Annotated in this window: 14 protein-coding genes; 2 read left to right on the forward strand and 12 right to left on the reverse strand. The window is 72.4% G+C overall.

The features are described from left to right. Nucleotides 1-41 precede the first annotated feature (41 nt). From C1701_RS09575 to C1701_RS09590, 4 genes are all read right to left on the reverse strand, one after another. Nucleotides 42-2069: a bifunctional MFS transporter/dTMP kinase gene (locus tag C1701_RS09575; RefSeq protein ID WP_026417634.1), complete on the reverse strand. Its 2028-nt coding sequence runs from the start codon at nt 2067-2069 to the stop codon at nt 42-44. Nucleotides 2070-2423: 354 nt separating this feature from the next. After that, nucleotides 2424-2711, reverse strand: coding sequence for a hypothetical protein (locus tag C1701_RS09580; protein ID WP_155886032.1), 288 nt, complete (start codon nt 2709-2711; stop codon nt 2424-2426). Between the two features lie 231 nt (nt 2712-2942). Continuing rightward, nucleotides 2943-5672 carry a type I DNA topoisomerase gene (gene topA, locus C1701_RS09585; protein WP_030226182.1) on the reverse strand — a complete coding sequence of 910 codons (2730 nt, stop codon included), beginning with the start codon at nt 5670-5672 and terminating at the stop codon, nt 2943-2945. Nucleotides 5673-6278: 606 nt separating this feature from the next. Then, a complete protein-coding gene (locus tag C1701_RS09590) occupies nt 6279-8597 on the reverse strand; it encodes a sodium-translocating pyrophosphatase (RefSeq protein ID WP_030226180.1) in 2319 nt (772 codons plus the stop codon). Between the two features lie 219 nt (nt 8598-8816). On the opposite strand from C1701_RS09590, the gene C1701_RS09595 reads away from it, so the two are divergent. Further along, entirely contained in the window at nt 8817-11189 is a 2373-nt protein-coding gene (locus C1701_RS09595) for a DEAD/DEAH box helicase (protein WP_103057011.1), read from the forward strand. A 26-nt stretch (nt 11190-11215) separates the two neighbouring features. Here the strand turns inward: C1701_RS09595 and C1701_RS09600 are convergent, their stop codons facing one another. The 8 genes from C1701_RS09600 to ssd form a co-directional block, all read right to left on the reverse strand. Further along, the gene (locus C1701_RS09600) at nt 11216-11851 is read right to left on the reverse strand and encodes a bifunctional DNA primase/polymerase (RefSeq protein ID WP_026417639.1); all 636 of its coding nucleotides are present in this window, start codon (nt 11849-11851) and stop codon (nt 11216-11218) included. A gap of 443 nt (nt 11852-12294) precedes the next feature. Next, the gene (locus C1701_RS09605) at nt 12295-12672 is read right to left on the reverse strand and encodes an Rv3654c family TadE-like protein (RefSeq protein ID WP_162147271.1); all 378 of its coding nucleotides are present in this window, start codon (nt 12670-12672) and stop codon (nt 12295-12297) included. Further along, nucleotides 12660-13505, reverse strand: coding sequence for a TadE family type IV pilus minor pilin (locus C1701_RS27290; RefSeq protein ID WP_337662210.1), 846 nt, complete (start codon nt 13503-13505; stop codon nt 12660-12662). The genes C1701_RS09605 and C1701_RS27290 overlap by 13 nt, the downstream gene beginning before the upstream one ends. Then, a complete protein-coding gene (locus C1701_RS09615; protein ID WP_269808388.1) occupies nt 13505-13678 on the reverse strand; it encodes a DUF4244 domain-containing protein in 174 nt (57 codons plus the stop codon). Before C1701_RS09615 ends, C1701_RS27290 begins: the two co-directional genes overlap by 1 nt. 243 nt (nt 13679-13921) lie before the next feature. Further along, complete coding sequence (locus C1701_RS09620; RefSeq protein ID WP_030226171.1) at nt 13922-14650, reverse strand: type II secretion system F family protein; 729 nt, start codon at nt 14648-14650, stop codon at nt 13922-13924. Beyond that, the gene (locus tag C1701_RS09625; RefSeq protein ID WP_162182719.1) at nt 14647-15453 is read right to left on the reverse strand and encodes a type II secretion system F family protein; all 807 of its coding nucleotides are present in this window, start codon (nt 15451-15453) and stop codon (nt 14647-14649) included. Before C1701_RS09625 ends, C1701_RS09620 begins: the two co-directional genes overlap by 4 nt. After that, nucleotides 15441-16649 carry a TadA family conjugal transfer-associated ATPase gene (locus C1701_RS09630; RefSeq protein ID WP_026417640.1) on the reverse strand — a complete coding sequence of 403 codons (1209 nt, stop codon included), beginning with the start codon at nt 16647-16649 and terminating at the stop codon, nt 15441-15443. Before C1701_RS09630 ends, C1701_RS09625 begins: the two co-directional genes overlap by 13 nt. After that, a complete protein-coding gene (gene ssd, locus C1701_RS09635; protein WP_103055832.1) occupies nt 16646-17746 on the reverse strand; it encodes a septum site-determining protein Ssd in 1101 nt (366 codons plus the stop codon). Before ssd ends, C1701_RS09630 begins: the two co-directional genes overlap by 4 nt. An 875-nt stretch (nt 17747-18621) precedes the next feature. On the opposite strand from ssd, the gene C1701_RS09640 reads away from it, so the two are divergent. Next, nucleotides 18622-19452: an HAD-IB family hydrolase gene (locus C1701_RS09640; RefSeq protein WP_030104632.1), complete on the forward strand. Its 831-nt coding sequence runs from the start codon at nt 18622-18624 to the stop codon at nt 19450-19452. Nucleotides 19453-19839 lie beyond the last annotated feature (387 nt).

The following is a 19839-nucleotide window of genomic DNA, read 5'->3' on the forward strand; positions in this document are numbered from 1 at the left end:
CCCCCGGAGCGGGCGAGCCCCTCGCGAACGGACCCGGCGGCTCAGGCCTCCGGCAGCGAGACCGTCCGCCCCTCGTACCCCTGGGAGTCGCTGATCATCCGGAAGCGGCGGTCCCGCAGCACGCGCCCCACCGACTCCCGGACACGCCGCTCGATCTCGTCCTCACTGCCGTCCGCGTCAACCACCAGGTAGCGGTCGGGATTGGCGGCCGCCATCTCTCCCAGCAGCCGCTTCACCTGCCAGTTGTGCTTGAGGTCCTCGGTGCCGGCCCCCCCGTCCGAACGGGGCTCCCGGTCGAGCAGCACCGTGATGTCCGCGTGGAGGCGCCCGGTCGCCCAGTCCCCCAGCCCCTCGAGTTCGCCTTGGGCCAGTCCCGCCGCCGCGCCGAAGTGGGCCAGCGGGCTGTCCACGTAGCGTTCCATCACCACGACGGCGCCCCCGTCGAGCGCGGGGCGGACCACCTGCTCCACCACGTCGCTGCGCACGGCCGCCGCGACCAGCGCGTTGGCCCGAGCACCCGAGACCTCGACTGACTTGAGCACGTTGCGCAGGCGCTGCTCGTCCAACGCCGGGTCAGCGGCGAGCACCACCCGGTTGCCGCCGGCGGTCAACCAGTCCGTGAGCCGCCGCGCCTGCTCGGCGGTGTCCACCGCCGTGTCCCCCTCGACGGCGATCAGGAGGCCGTTGCCCTCCCGCCTGGACCGGAAGACGGCTCGCAGGTCGGCGAGGATGGGCCGGCTGCGCCGGTCGTCCATCTGGCGGTAGGCGACCACCCCGAGCACGGCGGCCACGACTCCGGCCCCGAGCAGGATGGGCCGGGTGGCGTCGACCTCGACCTGGGCCCCGAAGAAGGACAGCGTCCGTGGCCGCAGGATCGCCAGCAGGGTCGGCACGAGCGCCAGGGCGCCCACGAGCACCACCCGCAGCAGCGACTGGACCATCGCGACGGTCCGTCCCCGGACCGCGTCGTCCACCTGGGTGCCGATGATGGTGAGACCGGTCAGGAAGGCCACACCGGCGAATCCCCCCACCAGTGGGACCACCAGGAGCGCGATCCACAGGTGCGGGGCCAGCGCCACCGGGAACAGGGCCAGGCCGGCCCCGACGATGGCCGAGCCGAAGAGCCGGTTGTGCGGGATGCGTTGCGCGAACTTGGGCGCACCCGCCATGCCACCGGCCAGCCCGAGGAAGATGGCGGCGAACAACAGGCCGTACCCGGTGTCACCGGCGGAGAGGCTGTTGGAGTAGAGCTGGGCGGTGGCGACCACGGCGCCCCCCGCGGCCACCGCACCGATGACACCGATGACCAGACCGCGGATCAACGGGGTGGTGCCGATGAAGCGGAACCCGTCCCGGAGCATCGACAGCGCTCCTGGCCGCTTCGCGGCCACGGCCTCGCCGCCGTCGCTCCCCTCGGAGGCGGGCTGGGGTGTCTCCCGTGCTTCCCCCGAGGCCTCATCACCGACCCTGCGCCGCAGGGACAGCTCCGGGATCCTGGTCGCCACGAGGATGGCGGACGTGAGGAAGAGCAGACCGTTGACGACCACCGCGATGTAGGCGATACCCAGTTCGCTCTCGAGCTGGAGGATCGGTCCGATCGCCGTGATCAGCGCGTACAACCCGGCACCGCTGATCACGGAGATGCCGTAGGTCATCACCAGGCTGAGCTGGTTGGCGGTCTCCACCTGGTCCCGCCGGCGCAGCAGGTTGGGGATCGCCGAGTCCTTCGCGGGTATCCACAGCAGCGCGCAGCAGCCGATGAGGAAGTTGGCGACGAACAGCCACAGCAGTGGGCCCGTCACGCTGTCCGACAGCGAACCGACCAGCGGGATGGAGAGGAAGAACAGGCATCGCAGGCTGTCGCAGACCACCATCACCTTGCGGCGGTCGAACCGGTCGGCGAGGATCCCCCCCACCGGGGCGAATAACAAGCCCGGCAGGAGTTGGGTCAGGACGACCGCGCTCAGGGCGAAGCTCTGGGCCAGGTAACTGTCGGTGAACTTGGCGACCAGTCCCGTCAGCGCCAGGAATGACAGCCAGTCACCCATGCTGCAGATCGCGCTGACCATCCACAACCGGCGGAACGCCGGGATGGCCAGAACGCTCCGTATCCGGTGGGCGGTCGTGGTGCCCGTTCCCCCGGTTTGCTGGCCAGTCGGAATGGCCGGCTGCGCCGCGCTAATGCTGACCACCCCCTGTTGGCCGTCGCTGCAAGGACCTGCGCTCAGAGTAGTCGGAAAATGTGATCAAGACGGCCGAACCGGCTGTCCGGGTGATGACAGCGATCACAGCACGTCCCCTCCGACCCCGGCTTCGCACGCTACGTCCCCGACGTTGAGGATTCGCTGAGGACACCGGTCCCTCGGTCAGGGGTCGGGGAGCACGGCAGGACGACGGAACGGACATCCCGCCTCCCCCGAAGGTCATGAGACCCAGTGGGCACCGATGATGACCGCGAGCATCAGCAGCGCCATGACCAGCGGAAGCAGTCGATGGGGAGTGGGGCCGGGCCGCTCCGCGATCACCTCGGGCATGGGGTAGGAGCCAGCCGCGCTCTCGGCCCACACCTCGGGGGAGACGGATTCCCGGTGAGGAGCTCGGGACTGGCTCGGGCGCGGGGCCGCCCCCCAGAGCCCGCCCTCCCGCTCGGCCGCGCGCCGCATCCGCTCACTCGGCTCGGGTGGGCGCACCGCGGCGACCGGCGCTGCCACCGCACCGGGTTCGCCAGGCCGAACCGCCGTCCACGCCGTCACCGGACCACCGGCGGCGTCGGTCCGCGGCGGTGGGGCGGGTGGGGCCTGGGTCCCGTCAGGCCCGGTCAACGCGTCCCCGAACATAGGCGCCACCTCCTGAGCACCCTCCTCAGGGTAGGGGTGCCCCGACGGCGGGCGCCCAACCGCCGCCCGGGGCCTTGCTCCGGTGCTCCCGCCTCGGCGGCCCGGTCAGGACTTGCTGGACGTCGCGCGCTTCCGGCCCCGCTTCGGGGTGGTGCCCTTCGCCCTCCGCTCCGCCAGCAGTTCGGCGGCTCGTTCGTCGGTCAGGGTCTCGACCGCGTCGGCCTTGCGCAGCGAGGCGTTGGTCTCACCGTCGGTCACGTAGGGGCCGAACCTGCCGTCCTTGACGACCATCGGCTTGCCGGAGGCGGGGTCGGAGCCCAGCTCACGCAGCGGCGGGGCGGCGGCGGCCGTGCGCCTCCCCCGCTTCTTGGGCTCCGCGTAGATGCGCAGGGCCTCCTCGAGGGTGATGTCGAAGAGCTGCGCCTCGGAGTCGAGCGAACGGGAGTCCGTTCCCCTCTTGAGGTACGGGCCGTACCTGCCGTTCTGCGCGGTGATGTCGGTGTCGGTCTCCGGATCCCGTCCGACGACGCGGGGCAGGGACAGCAGCCGCAGGGCGTCGGCGAGCGTGATCGTGTCCAGCGACATCGACTTGAACAACGATCCCGTCCTGGGCTTGCCCTTCTCGTCCTCACCGAGGACCTCGGTGACGTAGGGCCCGTAGCGGCCCTCCTTGGCGATGATCTCGCGCCCGGTGTCCGGATCGGTGCCCAGCGAACGCCCTTCCATCGGAGTGGCGAACAGCTTCTCGGCGATCTCGGGGTTCAACTCGTCCGGCGGCAGGTCCTCGGGCAGGTTGGCGCGCTGGGCGCCCTCCCCCCCGGCCGCGTCGGGCGCCGCCTCCCGCTCGAGGTAGGGGCCGTAACGGCCGACCCGTACGGTGACGGTCCTCCCGTCGGCGTCGGTGAACATGGGGATGGAGTTGATCTCCCTGGCGTCGATGTGCTCGACGCCGGAGCCGACCAACTTCTTCAGCCCGCCCGCTCGGCCCACCGATCCGCTCGGGCCGATGTCACCCCCGAAGTAGAAGTCCGACAACCACGCCGTGCGTTCCTGGCGGCCCGCGGCGATCCCGTCGAGCTCGTCCTCGAGGCCGGCGGTGAAGTCGTAGTCGACGAGGCGACCGAAGTGCCGTTCGAGCAGTCCCACGACGGCGAAGGCCACCCAGGACGGCACCAGGGCCGAGCCCCGGCGCCAGACGTACCCCCGGTCCTGGATGGTGCTGATGATGGAGGCGTAGGTGGAGGGGCGGCCGATCCCGAGCTCCTCCAGCGCCTTGACCAGGCTTGCCTCGGTGAACCGGGGCGGCGGGTTGGTGGAGTGACCCTCCGGGTCGAGGGAGGAGGCGGTGACCCGCTGGTCCTCGGTGAGCACCGGCAGTCGGCGCTCGGCGTCGTCCGCCTCGCCACCGGCCTCCGAATCCACCGACTCCACGTAGGCCTTGAGGAAACCGGCGAAGGTGATCGTCCGCCCGGACGCCGCGAACACGCACCGCTCGCCGTCACGCGCGGTCCCGCTGATCCGCACGCTCAGCGTCGTGCCCCTGGCGTCGGCCATCTGCGAGGCGATGGTCCGCTGCCAGATCAGCTCGTAGAGCCGGAACTCGTCGGTCTCCAACTCCCCCGCGACCTCGCCCGGAGTGCGGAACACCTCACCGGCGGGGCGGATCGCCTCGTGGGCCTCCTGCGCGTTCTTGACCTTCCGCGTGTACTGGCGGGGCTGGGGTGACAGGTACCGGTCGCCGTACAGCTCCGCCGCCTGGGAACGCGCCGCCGTGATGGCGGTGTCCGACAGGGTCGTCGAGTCGGTCCGCATGTAGGTGATGTAGCCGTTCTCGTACAGGCGCTGCGCGGTCCGCATGGTGCGCTCCGCCGAGAAGCGGAGTTTCCGCCCGGCCTCCTGTTGCAGGGTGGACGTCATGAAGGGCGCGTAGGGCCTGCGGGTGTAGGGCTTCTCCTCGACGCTGGACACCGTCAGTTCGGCGCCGTCGAGACCACGGGCGAGCTGGCGTGCCTCGTCCTCGGCCAGCACCCGCACCTCGCCGGAGCGGATGCGGCCGTCCGGCCCGAAGTCCCGGCCGGTGGCGAGCCTGTCCCCGTCGACGTTGACCAGCCGCGCCTGGAAGGTGCGGGGCTGTGCCTCGGGCCCGCCGTCGAGGACGGCGGCGATGTTCCAGTAGTCGGCCGAGACGAAGGCCATCCGCTCCCGCTCGCGTTCCACCACGATGCGGGTCGCCACCGATTGGACGCGGCCGGCGGACAGCTTGGGCATGACCTTCTTCCACAGCACGGGGCTGACCTCGTAGCCGTAGAGCCGGTCCAGGATGCGCCGGGTCTCCTGGGCGTCCACCAGGGAGTGGTCCAGATCCCTCGGGTTCGCCGCCGCCGCCCTGATGGCGGGCTCGGTGATCTCGTGGAACACCATGCGGCGCACCGGCACCTTCGGTTTCAGCGTCTCCAGCAGGTGCCAGGCGATGGCCTCGCCCTCGCGGTCGCCGTCCGTCGCCAGGTACAGCTCGTCGACGTCCTTGAGGGCGTCCTTCAACTCGCTGACGGTCGACTTCTTGTCGGGGGTGACGACGTAGAGCGGTTCGAAATCGTGTTCGACGTTCACGCCGAGGCGGGCCCACGGCTCGCTCTTGTACCTGGCCGGTACGTCGGCCGCTCCCCGGGGGAGGTCCCTGATGTGCCCCCGGGAGGACTCGACGACGAATCCACGCCCCAGGTACGAGGAGATCTTGCGTGCCTTGGCGGGCGACTCGACGATCACCAGCCGACGACCGCCGGAGCCCCCCGAACGGCTCCCGCCGCCCTTCTTCGCCCGTGTCGACCCTGCCACGCTCTCCTGCTCTCACTCGGTTCCCGGACTCGCCAGTGTGCACCGACAGCGACACTCCGCGCTGCCCAGGGTGACTCAGGAGCCACCTGGGCGCGCCCCCGCCCCACCCGTTCCAGGAGTGGAACGTCCAGCCTGGGCCGTTGTGTTCCGCGCCCCCGACCGCCGGGGCCGGCCGGCGCCCCTCATGGCTACTCAGAGTCATGCCGTTCCGCTGGCCGCGCCGCCTCGACCCCACATCGGGCGACGTTGGCCAGAGGCTGGTCCACCTCAGGAGGACGCCGGCCGGCGGAGGCGAGAAGCACGGGACCCGCGACCACGGCGGCGCACGGGGACGGCGGCGCCACGGCGGCCGCGAGCTCACGCTGGGCCGTCGCGCGGGTGACGGGGAGGACGTGAGCACACACGAAACCTCCGCCGCGAGGGCACCCGCCCGTGCCTTCCCCGCTCGTCCCCGATCCTAGAACACACGTTCTACTCCGAAGGGGCACAAGTAGATCACGAGCGGGTGCCGTGCCGGGCCGGGCGGAGTCGTGGCGGTGGGTCAGACCGACCGATCGCCGGTGGGGGTGCCGGCGACGATGCCGGCACCCCCGACCGCCCGGTGGGTCAGGCGGTCGTGTTGGCGGGGTCCCGTGTCTCCTCGGGAGCCTCCTCACCGATGGCGGTGGAGCGCCGCTTGGAGATCACGACGGCGACGACGATGATGGTCACCGAGGCCAGGGCGATCAGCGCCCGGGCCACCGGCGACGCGCCGTCCCCGACCGAGAGGGTGACCACCGCCGGGGCGATGAGCACCGCGACGAGGTTCATGACCTTCAGCAGCGGGTTGATGGCGGGTCCGGCGGTGTCCTTGAACGGGTCTCCGACGGTGTCCCCGATCACGGTCGCCGCGTGCGCGTCCGAGCCCTTGCCCCCGTGGTGCCCGTCCTCGACCAGCTTCTTCGCGTTGTCCCATGCGCCGCCCGAGTTGGCGAGGAAGACCGCCATCAACGTCCCGGCCCCGATGGCACCGGCCAGGTAGCCGGCGAGGGGGCCCACCCCGAGGCCGAATCCCACCGCGATCGGCGCGAACACGGCGAGCAGGCCAGGAGTGGCCAGCTCCCGCAGCGAGTCCTTGGTGCAGATGTCCACGACTCGGCCGTACTGGGGACGCACCGTCCCGTCCATGATCCCCGGGTTGTTCCGGAACTGGGAACGGACCTCCATGACCACGGCACCGGCCGCCCTGGAGACCGCGTTGACCGCGAGCCCGGAGAACATGAAGACGACGGCTGCCCCGATCACCAGGCCGACCAGCAGCCCGGGGTTGAAGACGAGGAAGCCGGAGAGGTCGAAGGTCACGACTCCGGCGATACCGGCCAAGGCCGTCTGGATCGCGTCCGTGTAGGAACCGAAGAGCGCGGTCGCCGCCAACACCGCGGTGGCGATCGCGATGCCCTTGGTGATCGCCTTCGTGGTGTTTCCGACCGCGTCCAGGTCGGTGAGGATGCGCGCGGCCTCCGGATCGCTGTCCCCCGCCATCTCGGCGATGCCCTGGGCGTTGTCGCTGACCGGGCCGAAGGTGTCCATCGCGACGATGACGCCCACGGTGGTGAGCAGCCCACATCCGGCGAGGGCCACCGCGAACAGCGCGACGGTGATCGAGCCGGAGAGCAGGAACGCCCCGTAGACGGCCGCGCCGATCACCAGCGCCGTGTACACGGCAGACTCGAAGCCGACGGAGATCCCCGAGAGGATGACGGTGGCCGCCCCCGTCCGCGAGCTGCGGCCGACGTCCCGCACCGGCCGGTGCTCGGTGCCGGTGAACCGCCCCGTGAGCCAGAGGATGACCCCAGCGAGGACGATGCCGATCAACACCGCCGCGGCGGCGATGAGCGCGGGGTTGCCCTCGGTCGTGTTCTCGCCGCCGGTCAGCTCCGCGAAGGTGCTGGGGAGGTAGACGAAGGCCGCGATGACGGAGAGCACCGCCGAGATCGCCGCCGAGAGGTAGAACGCCCGGTTGATCGCTCGGAGGCCGTTCTCACCCTGGCGCGCCTTCGTCGTGTACACGCCGACGACCGCGGTCAACACGCCGATCGCGGGCACGATGAGCGGGAACAGCAGGCCGTGCGTGCCGAATGCCGCGGTACCCAGGATCAGCGCCGCGACGAGGGTGACGGCGTAGGACTCGAACAGGTCGGCGGCCATGCCCGCGCAGTCACCGACGTTGTCGCCCACGTTGTCGGCGATGGTCGCCGCGTTGCGCGGGTCGTCCTCCGGGATGTTCTGCTCGACCTTGCCGACCAGGTCCGCGCCGACGTCGGCCGCCTTGGTGAAGATGCCGCCGCCGACCCTCATGAACATCGCGAGCAGGGCGGCCCCGAAACCGAAGCCTTCGAGGACCTTCGGTGCCTGTCCGGCGTAGACCATGACCACGACCGCCGCGCCGAGCAGCCCAAGGCCGATCGTGGTCATCCCGACCACCCCACCCGTGCGGAACGCGATCCTGGTCGCCTTCTCCCGACCGCCGGGCTCACCGGCGGCAGCCGCGACCCGGAGGTTGGCCCTGGTGGACAACCACATCCCGAGGTAGCCGATGGCCGCGGAGAACGCGGCACCGATCACGAAGAACAGGGACCGGCCGATCCTCTCGTTCGCATCCTCGGCGGGGAGCGCGAACAGGAGGAGGAACACCAGAGCGACGAACACGCCGAGTGTGCGGAACTGCCTGCTCAGGTAGGCCGTCGCCCCTTCCTGGACGGCGACGGCGATCTCCTGCATCTTGCTGCTGCCCTGCCCGGCGGCGAGTACCTCCCGAAGCAGGAAGTATCCGACGGCGAGAGCGGCCAGAGCGACGACGGCGACGACGGCGACGACGCCGTAATCACCCCCGGACAGCTCTAGGCCCTGCGCCCAGGTGCTCTGGGCGAGGTGGAGCCGGGACATTCCGTCCTCCTGATTGGTCGCTTTCTGTGTCCGGGCCTGTCACGAGAGTGGCGACCCGCGTCATGGGCGCGGATTGTATTGGCCATATTGGTGGCGTACCTCACGGTGTGTCGATCAACTCATCTTTTCTTCGGCCAAAGCTCGCCGAAATCGTTGATCGCCTGCTAGCGGAGGTGGACCGGCCAAGATCTGGTGGTCCGGTTGTGCGAGGCTCGCGGCATGGACCGGGGACACGCGAGGACCCTGCTTGACCAGGTACTGGGTGGCGTCACGGCGGGCGAGGACCCGCTGACGCACGTCGCCACGCTGCCGGCACGGGACGGGGAGCATGCCGACTGGCCGGCCTGGGTGCCCGGTGCCCTGGTGGAACGTCTGCGGGGGTTCGGTATCGACAGGCCGTGGGCGCACCAGGTGGCGGCGGCCGACCTCGCGCGGGCGGGCCAGGACGTGGTCATCGCCACCGGGACCGCCTCCGGGAAGTCACTGGCCTACCAGCTCCCGGTCCTGGCTGGTCTCTCCGACGACCCCAGGGCGACGGCGCTCTACCTGTCACCGACGAAAGCCCTTGGCGCGGACCAGCTCAGGGCCGCCCTCGAGTTGTCGGAGCGGGACGTGCGGCCAGCCGCCTACGACGGCGACACCCCCCAGGAGGACCGGGAGTGGGTGCGTTCGCATTCCCGGTGGGTGTTCACCAACCCCGACATGCTCCACCTCGGTGTCCTGCCTCGGCACCAGCGGTGGGCGCGGTTCTTCCGCCGGTTGTCGTTCGTCGTCCTCGACGAGTGCCACACCTACCGCGGCCTGTTCGGCTCGCACGTGGCGGTGATCCTGCGGCGCCTGTCCAGGATCGCGGCTCGATACGGGGCCTCCCCCGTCTTCGTCCTGGCCTCCGCGACGACCGCCGATCCCCAGGGGAGCGCCACCCTGCTCACCGGTCGGGAGTGCGTCGCCGTCGCCCGGGACACCGCGCCGCGCGGCGAACGCGTCGTCGCGTTGTGGGAGCCTCCGCTCTCCTCCGACGGGGAAGTGGAGGGAGCGGCGCCCAGCAGGAGGTCGGCCGGGGCCGAGGCCGCGCGGATCCTCACCGACCTCGTCGTCGCCGGTGCCAGGACGCTCGTGTTCGTCCGGTCGAGGGTGGGCGCCGAACTGGCCTCGCTGCACGCCCGGGACGCGCTGGGGCAGGTGGACGCGGGTCTGCCAGCGCGGGTGGCCTCGTACCGCGCCGGCTACCTACCGGAGGAGCGCAGGGAGCTGGAGCGGGCACTGACGTCCGGCGAGCTGCTGGGGCTCGCCACGACCAGCGCACTGGAACTCGGCATCGACATCGCCGGCCTGGACGCGGTGGTCGTCGCCGGCTACCCGGGGACCCGGGCGTCCTTCTGGCAACAGGCGGGGCGGGCGGGGCGGGCTGGGCAGAGCTCGCTGGTGGTCTTCGTGGCGCGGGACGACCCGATGGACACGTACCTGGTGCACCACCCCGAGGCACTACTGGGGGCACCGGTGGAGTCCACCGTGCTCGACCCGGCCAACCCCCACGTCCTGGCGCCCCAACTGGCCTGCGCGGCCGCGGAACTGCCGCTCACCCCGGGCTGCTTACCCGCCCTGGCCGGTGGGCAGGCCGAGGCGGTGCTGGCTGGACTGGTGGAGGCTGGAGTCGTGCGGCGCCGCCCGACCGGTTGGTACTGGACCCACCGGGACCGACCCCACGGCCAGGTGGACATCCGGGGGTCGGGCGGTGAGCAGGTCGTCGTCGTGGAGGGGGACACCGGTCGCCTGCTCGGGACGGTGGCTCCCGAGGCGGCGTGCTCGTCCGTGCACCCCGGTGCGGTGTACCTGCACCAGGGTGAGTCGTTCGTCGTCGACGAACTGGACCTCGCCGAACACCTCGCCCTGGTGCACCGGGAAACACCCGACTGGAGCACCTTCCCCCGCACGGTCACCGACGTCGTGGTGGTGGGGGAGGAAAGACGGCTGGAGTACCCGGGTGGTCTCACGGTCGGTTTCGGCGAGGTGGAGGTGATCTCCCAGGTCGTCGGATACCTGCGGCGGGCCCCGAGCGGGGCGGTGCTCGACCAGGTACCGCTGGACCTGCCGAGCCGGACCCTGCGGACGCGCGCGGTCTGGTACAGCCTCTCCGACGAGCTGGTGCGCGGAGTGGCGCCGGGGGGCGCCGGTCTCGACCCGGCGCGCGTCCCCGGCGCACTCCATGCGGCCGAACACGCGGCGATCGGCCTGCTACCGCTGTTCGCCACCTGTGACCGCTGGGACATCGGCGGCGTCTCCACCGTGGTCCACGAGCACACCGGGGAGGCAACGGTGTTCGTCCACGATGGACATCCGGGGGGAGCCGGATTCGCCGAGCGCGGTTTCTCCGCGCTGATGCCCTGGCTGGCGGCGACGCGGGAGGCCATCACCTCCTGCGAGTGTTCGGCGGGATGCCCGTCCTGCGTTCAGTCACCCAAGTGCGGGAACGGCAACGAACCGCTGGACAAGGCGGGGGCGGTGGTGGTGCTGGACCTGGTGCTGTCGTGCCTTCGGCGGTCGGGTACCCCTCTCGTGGCACCACTGGGGTCGGCGGACGAGGGCGGTTGAGCGCTGGTCGTGAGCGCGGCGCACCGTCAACGGCGCACGGTGAGCAGGCGCTCTCCCCGGGCACGCAGTTCCTGGGCCTCCGCGCGGACGGCGGCGGCGACGGCCTCCTCCACGAGGGTCACCGAGGGCAGCTTCCACCCGCACACCGAAGGCTTGACCCGCCAGTGCACGACACCGTGCTCGGCGGGGGTCGGCGGAAGGGTGATCCAACTTCCCCTGCCGTGCAGCACGACGCCAGGCTGGGCGAGGATTCGAGAGGGGGTCGTCGAGCCGGCGGCGACCAGGAAGAGCCAGGTGTTGTCCGGGGTGGCCACGATCGGGACGGGCTGGGCGTGCCGGCGGCGCAGCGTGCTGGCGATGCGGCGACCGAAGGGTGCGTCCACCTCCACGGCGTCGACGACGTAGCCGGTGGCCAGCAGGAGGCTGTAGGGACGCACGGACCACCAGGAAGCGGCCCTGTTCGCGTCCACCAGGAGGTGGTCGGCCCAGTCGGGTTCGACGGGGACCGGGCCGGAGTGCTCGGCCGCGGCGTCGCCGCCCACCCACTGGCCACCATCGAGGTAGCTGCCAGGGAAGACCGGCCACTTCCGCCAGGCGAGGCCGATCGCCTCGGCGCGGAGTTCGATGCGGAAGGCATCACGCCATCCTCCGGACCAGTCCATGGTTGTCCGCCTCTCCTGATGTCACCACTGCGGTTCTTCGTGGGTGAGATCTCGATCACCGCCCACAACCAGTCAACGGCAGCCGGGAGCCACTCGATAACCACTCGTCGACAGCCGGTAGGTACGGCACGCCGAGTGCACCCACCTGACCGGGCGACCGAAGGTTCCACTTCGCCCCGCGTTCCTCCCCGGAACACCGAATCGCGCCGAACCCGCCGCTCACCGCCGGTCAACAACCATTCGACGCGTGCGGGACAACCCAGCCCGCCGAGGATGCTGGCGCCTTCGTCCACCGCTGCCCCGGCAGGTCTCCCCGCCCTGGCGGCCGTTCCCAGGGCGGCTCGGCCCGGGCGGGAGATGCCGGTGGTCGGCCGAGGAGGGCCGACCGGCCACCGCTACCCGGTGCGGCCACGACCCGCCGCGGGCCGCTGGTGGTACCCGGTTCACCGGGCGACGAGGACACCGGACCTGGCGCGGGCGTGGACCGCACCCAGGAACTCGAACCCGGGGGCTTCGGCGCGCACCTCCACGCGGTAGTCCGCGATTCCCGGCTCGCAGGAGACCAGGACCGTGTCCATCCTCGTCGCGATCAGCTCCGCGCCCCCACAGGCGTTCGGGTCGCCCTCCAGCGCCCGGGTGGCCGCCGCGAGGGCCGCCAGCTCGGCGGCGGTGACGGCTCGCTGGCGGGTGAGTGAGACGACACCCAGGGCGACACCGAGTGCCAGGGCGATCACCAGTACCGCCAACAACACCGTGGACAGGATCGTGGCGAAACCTCCCTCCAAGCTGGGAGCGCCCGATCCAGGGCTCAGACCGGACAACGCTGGCTCACCTCCCCGCGAACCGATCCGTGGTCGCCCGTCCGGGATGCCGCTCGACGTGAGGTCCCGGGCGGGGAGCGTTCCCCGGCCGCCTTCGGTCCCGCTCGGAGGGCATGTGTGGCGACACCCCCGACTGCCCCCGCACGCCGCACGTCCGGCGGCACCGATCCAACACCGCGTGGTCGCGTGCCCAGGTGCGGGGAGGGAGATCCCCACCGATCCGCCCCCCGCCGGCCACGGCGGCCCGCTCCCGGTGAGTTCCGCACCCAGGCGGGGTGGAGCTCGTGCGGTTCCGAGCCAGCCCGCGACGACGCCGGGAAGTCCCTGCCGCTCCCGGCCGCACGTGGGGTGACGGGTGGTGTTGACGAGGGTGGGGCAGCCGTGTCGGGCGCCGACGCCTGTTCGGGGCGGGGTGCCGGGGGCGGGCCGGCCGGTCGGCCGGTCGGCACGTCGGGTTCCGCCACCGCATAGGCGCGAGCGGTGACCTTCACCGGTGGGACCAGCCCCCCGAGGGGGGCCGCTTCGACCAGGGCTTCGATCTCGTCACCCTGGACTCGTAGCGTCAGGCTCGCCCCGACCGGCGCGACCCGCCGGATCGCGACCTCCGCCCGGCCCTGCTCTCCCCGTGCGGCGAGCCTGGCGGCGATCCCGGCGGCGTCCTGGCAGCGCAGTTGGGCGACCATCACGGCGAGAGCGCCGATGGCGAGTGCGAGAACCACGGCCAGGGAGCAGGTGGCCAGTGCTGCCTCCACCGTGACGGCGCCCCGCTCAGCGCTGACGGCGACCTCCTCGCGCGGGGTGCGCGCGACAGGTCGTTCACGGGCCGCTGCCATCAGAAGCCCACGGAGAGGGCGCGTTGGACCAACGAGGCGAGTGCGGAGGCCACGGAGTCACCGGTGACCAGCGTGTACAGCACCGCCGCGAGCGCGGCGGCAGCCACTGTCCCGATCGCGTACTCGGCGGTGCTCATCCCCTCCTCGCCGGTCGTGGCGGACGCGGGGAGCACCTGGGCCGGTCCTCGTGAGGGGGACACCGAACGATGACGCCCGGGCGCCGCTCGTGTCCGGGACCGGGCCACCCACCTGGCGGCGTGCCACGACGGCCAGGACGGTCGCGGCTGGTCGGGTCGCCGAAGACGGCGGTAGAGACGGGCCAGGGGCGATGGCCCCTGGAACGACGGGCGGGACATCGGCTGCTCCTCAGGGAAGGGGGTGGGTGGAGGCGGTGTGGACGGTGGAGGGTGGTCGAGTCACCAGGTCGAGAGGACGTCGGCGGCCAGTCCGACGAGCACGGGCACGACTCCGAGCAGGAGGAATGCGGGAAGGAAGCACAGGGCGAGTGGCGCGGCCACCAGCACGCCCGCCCGTTGCGCGTCGGCCTCGGCGGTGTCGAGGGCGGCCGCTCGCGATTCGCGCGCCAGCCGTTCCGCTGTCTCCGCCAGCGCCGACCCAGCGCTCGCGCTGCGCCGCACGGCGGTGGCCAGCTCCCGCAGCTCCGGTTGGGCGCGGGCGGGTCTCCAGGCGGTCGCGGCGTCCTCCCCCCGCACGAGGAGGTCGGCGACCAACCGCAGGGGGCGGGCCACGACGCGGCAGTCCGAGTGGTCGAGCTCGTCGGACGCCAGCCGAACGGCGGCGGGTGGTGACATCCCCGAACGCAGGCAGGCCGCGAGCAGGTCCCAGGTGGCGGCGAGGGTCGCGGGGTCCGGCGGCCGGCTCCGCCGCCGGCCGGCGTGCCAACGGTCCACGAGGACGGTGAGCACCGCAGCGGCCACTCCGACCGGCAGGGCGGCTGGCCCCTCCGCGAGGAGGAACCCGACAACCGCCGCCGCCCCCGCTCGGACCGCCGGCCCGTTGGTCAGGATCTTCACCCGGCGCTCGTGGACTGGGCTGGTGGTCCGAAGGCGACGCCGTGCCACCCGCCAACCGAGTGGCGCGACCACGACCGCCACCGCCCAGACCATGATGGTGACGGCCGTCATCGGATCGTCCTGGTCGTCAGGTGGTGGATCCACCAGGAACCGGTGGTGACGAGCAACGACCCGGCGACGAGCAGGGCTCCGCCGGCGCTCGTACCCAGCAGGACCGCGACCGGCCCCGCCCCGACCGCCTCCCCCAGCCCGAGCGCGAGGAGGGGGAGTCCGGCCAGCAGTGTTCCCGTGGCCCGGGGGCCGGCCATCCTCGCCCGCACGTTGTCGGCGAACCGAAGCCGGTGCGCCACGTCGGAGCGCACGGCGTCCAGGACGAGTGCCAGCGGCAGCCCGTGGGTGGTCGCCAACGACCAGGCGCGACCGAGCCGGGCGGGGACGTCGGAGGAGAGCCCGGTGGCGACTGGCCGCGCCAGTTGGCGTTCGACGTCGCCTCCCAGGTGAACCGTGGCCGCCACCCGATCCAGCAGAGCCGACACCTCCGACCCGCTGTCGGCGGCGGCACGCCGCACCGCCGCTTCCGGGTGGGCGCCGGATCTGAGGTCGGCGACCAGCCGGCCCAGGCTGGCGCACCAATCCCTGGTCACGTCGAGCGTTCGGGCGATGCGACGAGACGCGCCTCGGCGCGCCCACCACCCCAGCAGCACCACGAAGCTGGAGACCCCGAGCGCCCAGCCGCCGACCAGACCCGCGATGGCGGGACCGAGGAGGACGATGGCTCCGGTCGCGTGGCGCGTTGCCCGTCCTCCCAGCCCGCGCTCGGGCCCCGCGGCGCCGCGCCTCAGCCGACGAACAGCGCCGCCCCCGGGCAGCGGAAGCAGGGCCGTGCCGATGGCCAGCGTGATCAGGCCGAACACGAAGCCCACCCCCCTCGGTGGCGCACCAGCTCCGCCAGGTCCTCCCACGCCGGCCCCCGCCCAGCTCCCCGCCGCCATGCTGGCGTGACCACGACCCGGTCGGTCTCCTTCGCCAGGACGCTGATCGAGTCGAGGACCCGGTCGCCGCCGGGTAGGCGGACCATGTGCAGCACGAGCCGGACAGCCGCTCCCAGCTGGCTGTGCAGAGCGGCCCGCCCCAGCCCTCCCAGGGCGGCCAGCGCCTCCACCCGGGCTGGCACCTCGGCGGGCGAGTTGGCGTGCAGGGTCCCGGCTCCGCCCTCGTGGCCGGTGTTCAGGGCGGCCAACAACTCGCACACCTCCTCACCGCGCACCTCGCCGACGACCAACCGGTCAGGTCGCATGCGCAGCGCCTGGCGGACGAGGTCGCGGGTGCTGATGCGACCGGCTCCCTCGACGTTGGGGGGACGGACGACGAGTCGTACGAAGTGCGGGTGGTCCGGGCGCAGTTCGTGCGCGTCCTCGACGCAGACGACGCGTTCCCCTGGCGGGACCGCACCGAGCATCGCCGCGAGCAGGGTGGTCTTCCCCGAACCGGTCCCGCCCACCACGAGGAAGGAGAGGCGGGCGAGCACCACCTGGCGCAGCAGCACCGCGATGCTCTCGTCGAACGTGCCGCTGGCCCGGAGTCCGGCCAAGGTGTGCGCGGCGGGCCGGAGAACCCGGAGCGACAGGCTGGTGGACCGCACGATGGGTGGCAGCACCGCGTGCAGGCGGACCTCGCCGTGCGACGTGGTCTCGGGAAGCCAGGCGTCGACGAAGGGAGACGCCTCGTCGAGACGCCTCCCGACCGCCGCCGCGAGCCGTTGGGCGAGCCGGCGGACCGCGTCCTCGGTATCGAAGGAAACGTCGGCTCTCACGAGGCCGCCGCCCCGGTCGACCCACACCTCGTCCGGGCTGGTGACCAGCACATCGGTCACAGTGGTGTCCCGAACGAGTTCGGCCAGCGGGCCCAGGCCCGCGAACTCCTGGTGCAGGACGCGGAGGGCGTGCAGGACGTCGGCATGTCCCACCACACCGGCCTCGGCGCGAACCGCGCGAGCGATGGCGGTGGGGGTCGTGGGCGACGCCGATTCGGCCAGTCTGCGGCGAGTGCGGGCGACGAGCGCTCCGGAGCGCACCCGCTCACCGGCGGTCGTGCTCGTCGAGGGATTCACGCCGCGCTCCCCTGCGCCGCCGACGGACCCGCCGCGCCGAGCACCCGTTCCGCCGCCGTGGCGAGAGGGCCGCGTGGACGGCCTCGGAAGGCTCCCCGGTCCAGGCGCCCCGCCAGACCTGGCTCCGGTCTCATCGTCGTCAGCACCGGGACTCCGACGGCTGTCGAGACGTCCCGTGCGGTGAGTCCTCCCGGAGCCGGGCCACGGACGACCAGTCGGGGTTCGCAACCGTGGTGGGTGAGCCGACGGACGAGCGCACCGGCCGCGGCGCAGGCCCGGACCTCCGCGGGAACGACGAGCACGCAGAGCGTGAGCCGCCACAGGCACGCCACGACGGCGGGAGGCAGCTCCCGGGGCAGGTCGAGGACCACGGGTTCTCCGGCTCGGTGCCCGGCGTCGAGGACGGCGAGCAGTGCTTCCGGGCTGGGCGGCTCGGTCGGCGCTCCTCCGGCGCTCGGACGGTCGCAGGACAGCACCGTGAGCCGTCCCGCCCCCTCGTCCACCGCGGGGAGAGCCGAGCGCAACGTGCTCGCGGTAAGCCGCCCGGTGGCGGTCGAGCAGCCCGACCACCGCAGGCCCGACACCTTCTCCATGCCCAGCGCCAGGTCGAAGCCCCCTCCGAGGGGATCGCAGTCGACCAGCAGCGGATGGCCGCCCCGCCTGGCCGAGGCCCAGGCCACCGAGGCGGCGAACGTGGATGCTCCCGCCCCGCCCCGGCCACCGAGGACACCGACGACGGGGGCGGCGCGGGTGGCGGGGGGCTCGGTGGCGTCGGCCAGCGCGGTGACCAGGAGTTCGTCGTCTCCGGGGAGTGTGACGACCCGGTCCACGCCCAGCAGCACCGCCGCGCGCCAGTTCCCTTCGGGCAGCGGACTGGTCGAAACCGCGAGAACTCCCCGTCTCCGCCCGAGGCCGGCCTCGGGCAACCGGGGCAGGGTGTCCGCGCCGACCAGCACCAGGGGTGCGGCCGCCCACCGCCGTCGCGCCTCGGCGATGTCCCACACCCGATCGACTTCGCACCCGGCCGCGGCCGCGACCCGCAGCACCTCGTCAGCGAGCTCGTCGTCCTCGACGAGCACCAGCGTTCGCGTCTCCACCGCGCACCTCCTGTCCGGACGGCTGCCGGGACGACGTCCCGAACTCGCGTCTCCACAGTGGCCCGGTCTCCGGATTCCGACGAGGGGCTGGACACCGCCCTGTGGACAACCGTCGGTTGTGGACAACTCGGCCGCCGAGCCGCGTCCCGGGCCGACCGAGGAGTACGTCTCCCCACCGGCCACTGCCAGGTGTCACGCCGGTGTCACGCTGCCGACCGCACGGCTCCGAGCCGGCTGGTGTCCGCGCCCCCCGGGGGGCGAGGGACCCCTTCCGCGCAGGGGTGGGGTGACGGGGAGTCCCCGGGCCAGCGGGGTCCCTCCCGCCGCGCGAACGGCGATGCGACGAGCCCCCGCGTCGGACGGAGCGGGGGTCGCCGCTTCCGGTGGGCGGCGCGGGGCACGTCCGCGCGGCGACCTCGGCGCTCCAGGCCCCGCTCGCGTCGGGCGGGGTCCCTCGGCTCGGCTCCGGGCGCGCCCCGAAGCCGCTCGCCGCACCGGGAAGCGGGAACACCGCGAGCTTGCCGGCGTCCAGGTCGCTGATCGGCACCGTTCCCCGAGGCGGGCGTCCGGACGGCCCACCGAGGAGGCGGGAGGAACGGGATGGCCTCGGCCGGCGCGGGTCAGGAGCGCGGAACCCACGGCGCGCGTGGAGGGGCCTGGGCGGGTCGCGTGCTGGCGGGTGACCGACCCCGGAGATGGGACGACCCCCGCCAGGGGGGAGGGACGGGGGTCGTCAGGGGTTCAGCCCCGGGGGGTCGAGCTGAACCCGTCCGGCGCTGCCGGACGTCTCTACTGTATCCCGCTCGGAGGCTCCGATGCGCCGAGTCCGCGCGAGCGCTCACCCACTATGACCTACCGGCACCTATGCTGTCGACGTGACGGCCACGAAGAGCGCCGAGCAGACGACGCGGCCCCCCAGGGTGGCCGCGTTCTTCGACCTCGACAAGACAGTCATCGCGAAGTCGAGCACCCTCGCGTTCAGCAGGCCCTTCTTCCAGGAAGGGCTCATCAACCGCCGCGCGGTGCTCAAGAGCGCGTACGCGCAGTTCGTCTTCATGCTCGCCGGGGCCGACGCGGACCAGACCGACCGGATGCGCGCGCACATCACCTCGCTCTGCGCCGGGTGGGATGTGGAACAGGTCCGGTCCATCGTGGAGGAGACCCTGCACGACATCGTCGATCCCCTGGTCTACAAGGAGGCGACCCAGCTCATCGCCGACCACCGCGAGCAGGGGCACGACGTGGTCGTGGTGTCGGCGTCCGGGGAGGAGGTGGTGGCCCCGATCGCGCGGATGATCGGCGCCGACCACAGCATCGGCACGCGAATGGTGGTCACGGAGGGCCGCTACACCGGGGAGATCGACTTCTACTGCTACGGGGAGAACAAGGCCGTCGCCGTGGCGGAGCTCGCGGAGACGCGCGGGTACGACCTCGGCTCGAGCCACGCCTACTCGGACTCGGTGACCGATCTCCCCCTGTTGGGCGCGGTCGGCCATCCCACCGTGGTCAACCCCGACCGCGCGCTGCGCAAGGAAGCCGCGCAGCGGGGGTGGCCGTCGTTGACCTTCGACCACCCGGTCTCGCTCCGCAACAAGATCCCCACCCCGTCCGGGACGGCCGTGGCGGCGGCGGCCGTGGGCCTCGGGGCGGTCGCGGCGGCCGGTGTCGCCTGGTTCGGGGTTCGCCGTCGTCGGAACCGCGGCTGAGACGAGGCCACCCCTAGCCGGCCTTTCCACTCGAACGGGCACCTTGCCGGGGGCGGTGAGTCGAGCTACAAAGGAGTTGAGGAGCCCGTACGGCCAGGGATGACGCGGAGGAGAAGCGTCATCCACCCCGGAAGGGCGCCTGGCTCGAACGGCGGGCACCCACGCTCAGCACGCCGCGGGAGGCTTTCGTCGGCAAGGGACTGCGTACGGGACGCCGGACGCCGAGTCCTGAAAGTACGACACAGTTGAACGCCTGGGGCCGCGCTCAGTTCCTGTCGGATGGCGCGCTCCCCTCCACCCGAGGGGAGCGCGCCATCGTCCGTCTCCACCGCCGCGCCCCCACCGCCGCCGTGGAACGGTCGCACGGGACCCTCGCCCACCCGTGCC

Origin of the sequence: Actinoalloteichus sp. AHMU CJ021 (genome assembly GCF_002895405.1) — a bacterium.
Lineage (GTDB): Bacteria > Actinomycetota > Actinomycetes > Mycobacteriales > Pseudonocardiaceae > Actinoalloteichus_B > Actinoalloteichus_B caeruleus.

What these genes read in the sequence shown, in the direction of transcription:
- C1701_RS27290 (WP_337662210.1), bottom strand. Translation starts at nt 13,505, where the DNA reads ATGGCAGCGGCCCGTGAACGACCTGTCGCGCGCACCCCGCGCGAGGAG.
- C1701_RS09575 (WP_026417634.1), bottom strand. Translation starts at nt 2,069, where the DNA reads ATGGTCAGCGCGATCTGCAGCATGGGTGACTGGCTGTCATTCCTGGCG.
- C1701_RS09600 (WP_026417639.1), bottom strand. Translation starts at nt 11,851, where the DNA reads ATGGACTGGTCCGGAGGATGGCGTGATGCCTTCCGCATCGAACTCCGC.
- C1701_RS09590 (WP_030226180.1), bottom strand. Translation starts at nt 8,597, where the DNA reads ATGTCCCGGCTCCACCTCGCCCAGAGCACCTGGGCGCAGGGCCTAGAG.
- C1701_RS09620 (WP_030226171.1), bottom strand. Translation starts at nt 14,650, where the DNA reads ATGACGGCCGTCACCATCATGGTCTGGGCGGTGGCGGTCGTGGTCGCG.
- C1701_RS09595 (WP_103057011.1), top strand. Translation starts at nt 8,817, where the DNA reads ATGGACCGGGGACACGCGAGGACCCTGCTTGACCAGGTACTGGGTGGC.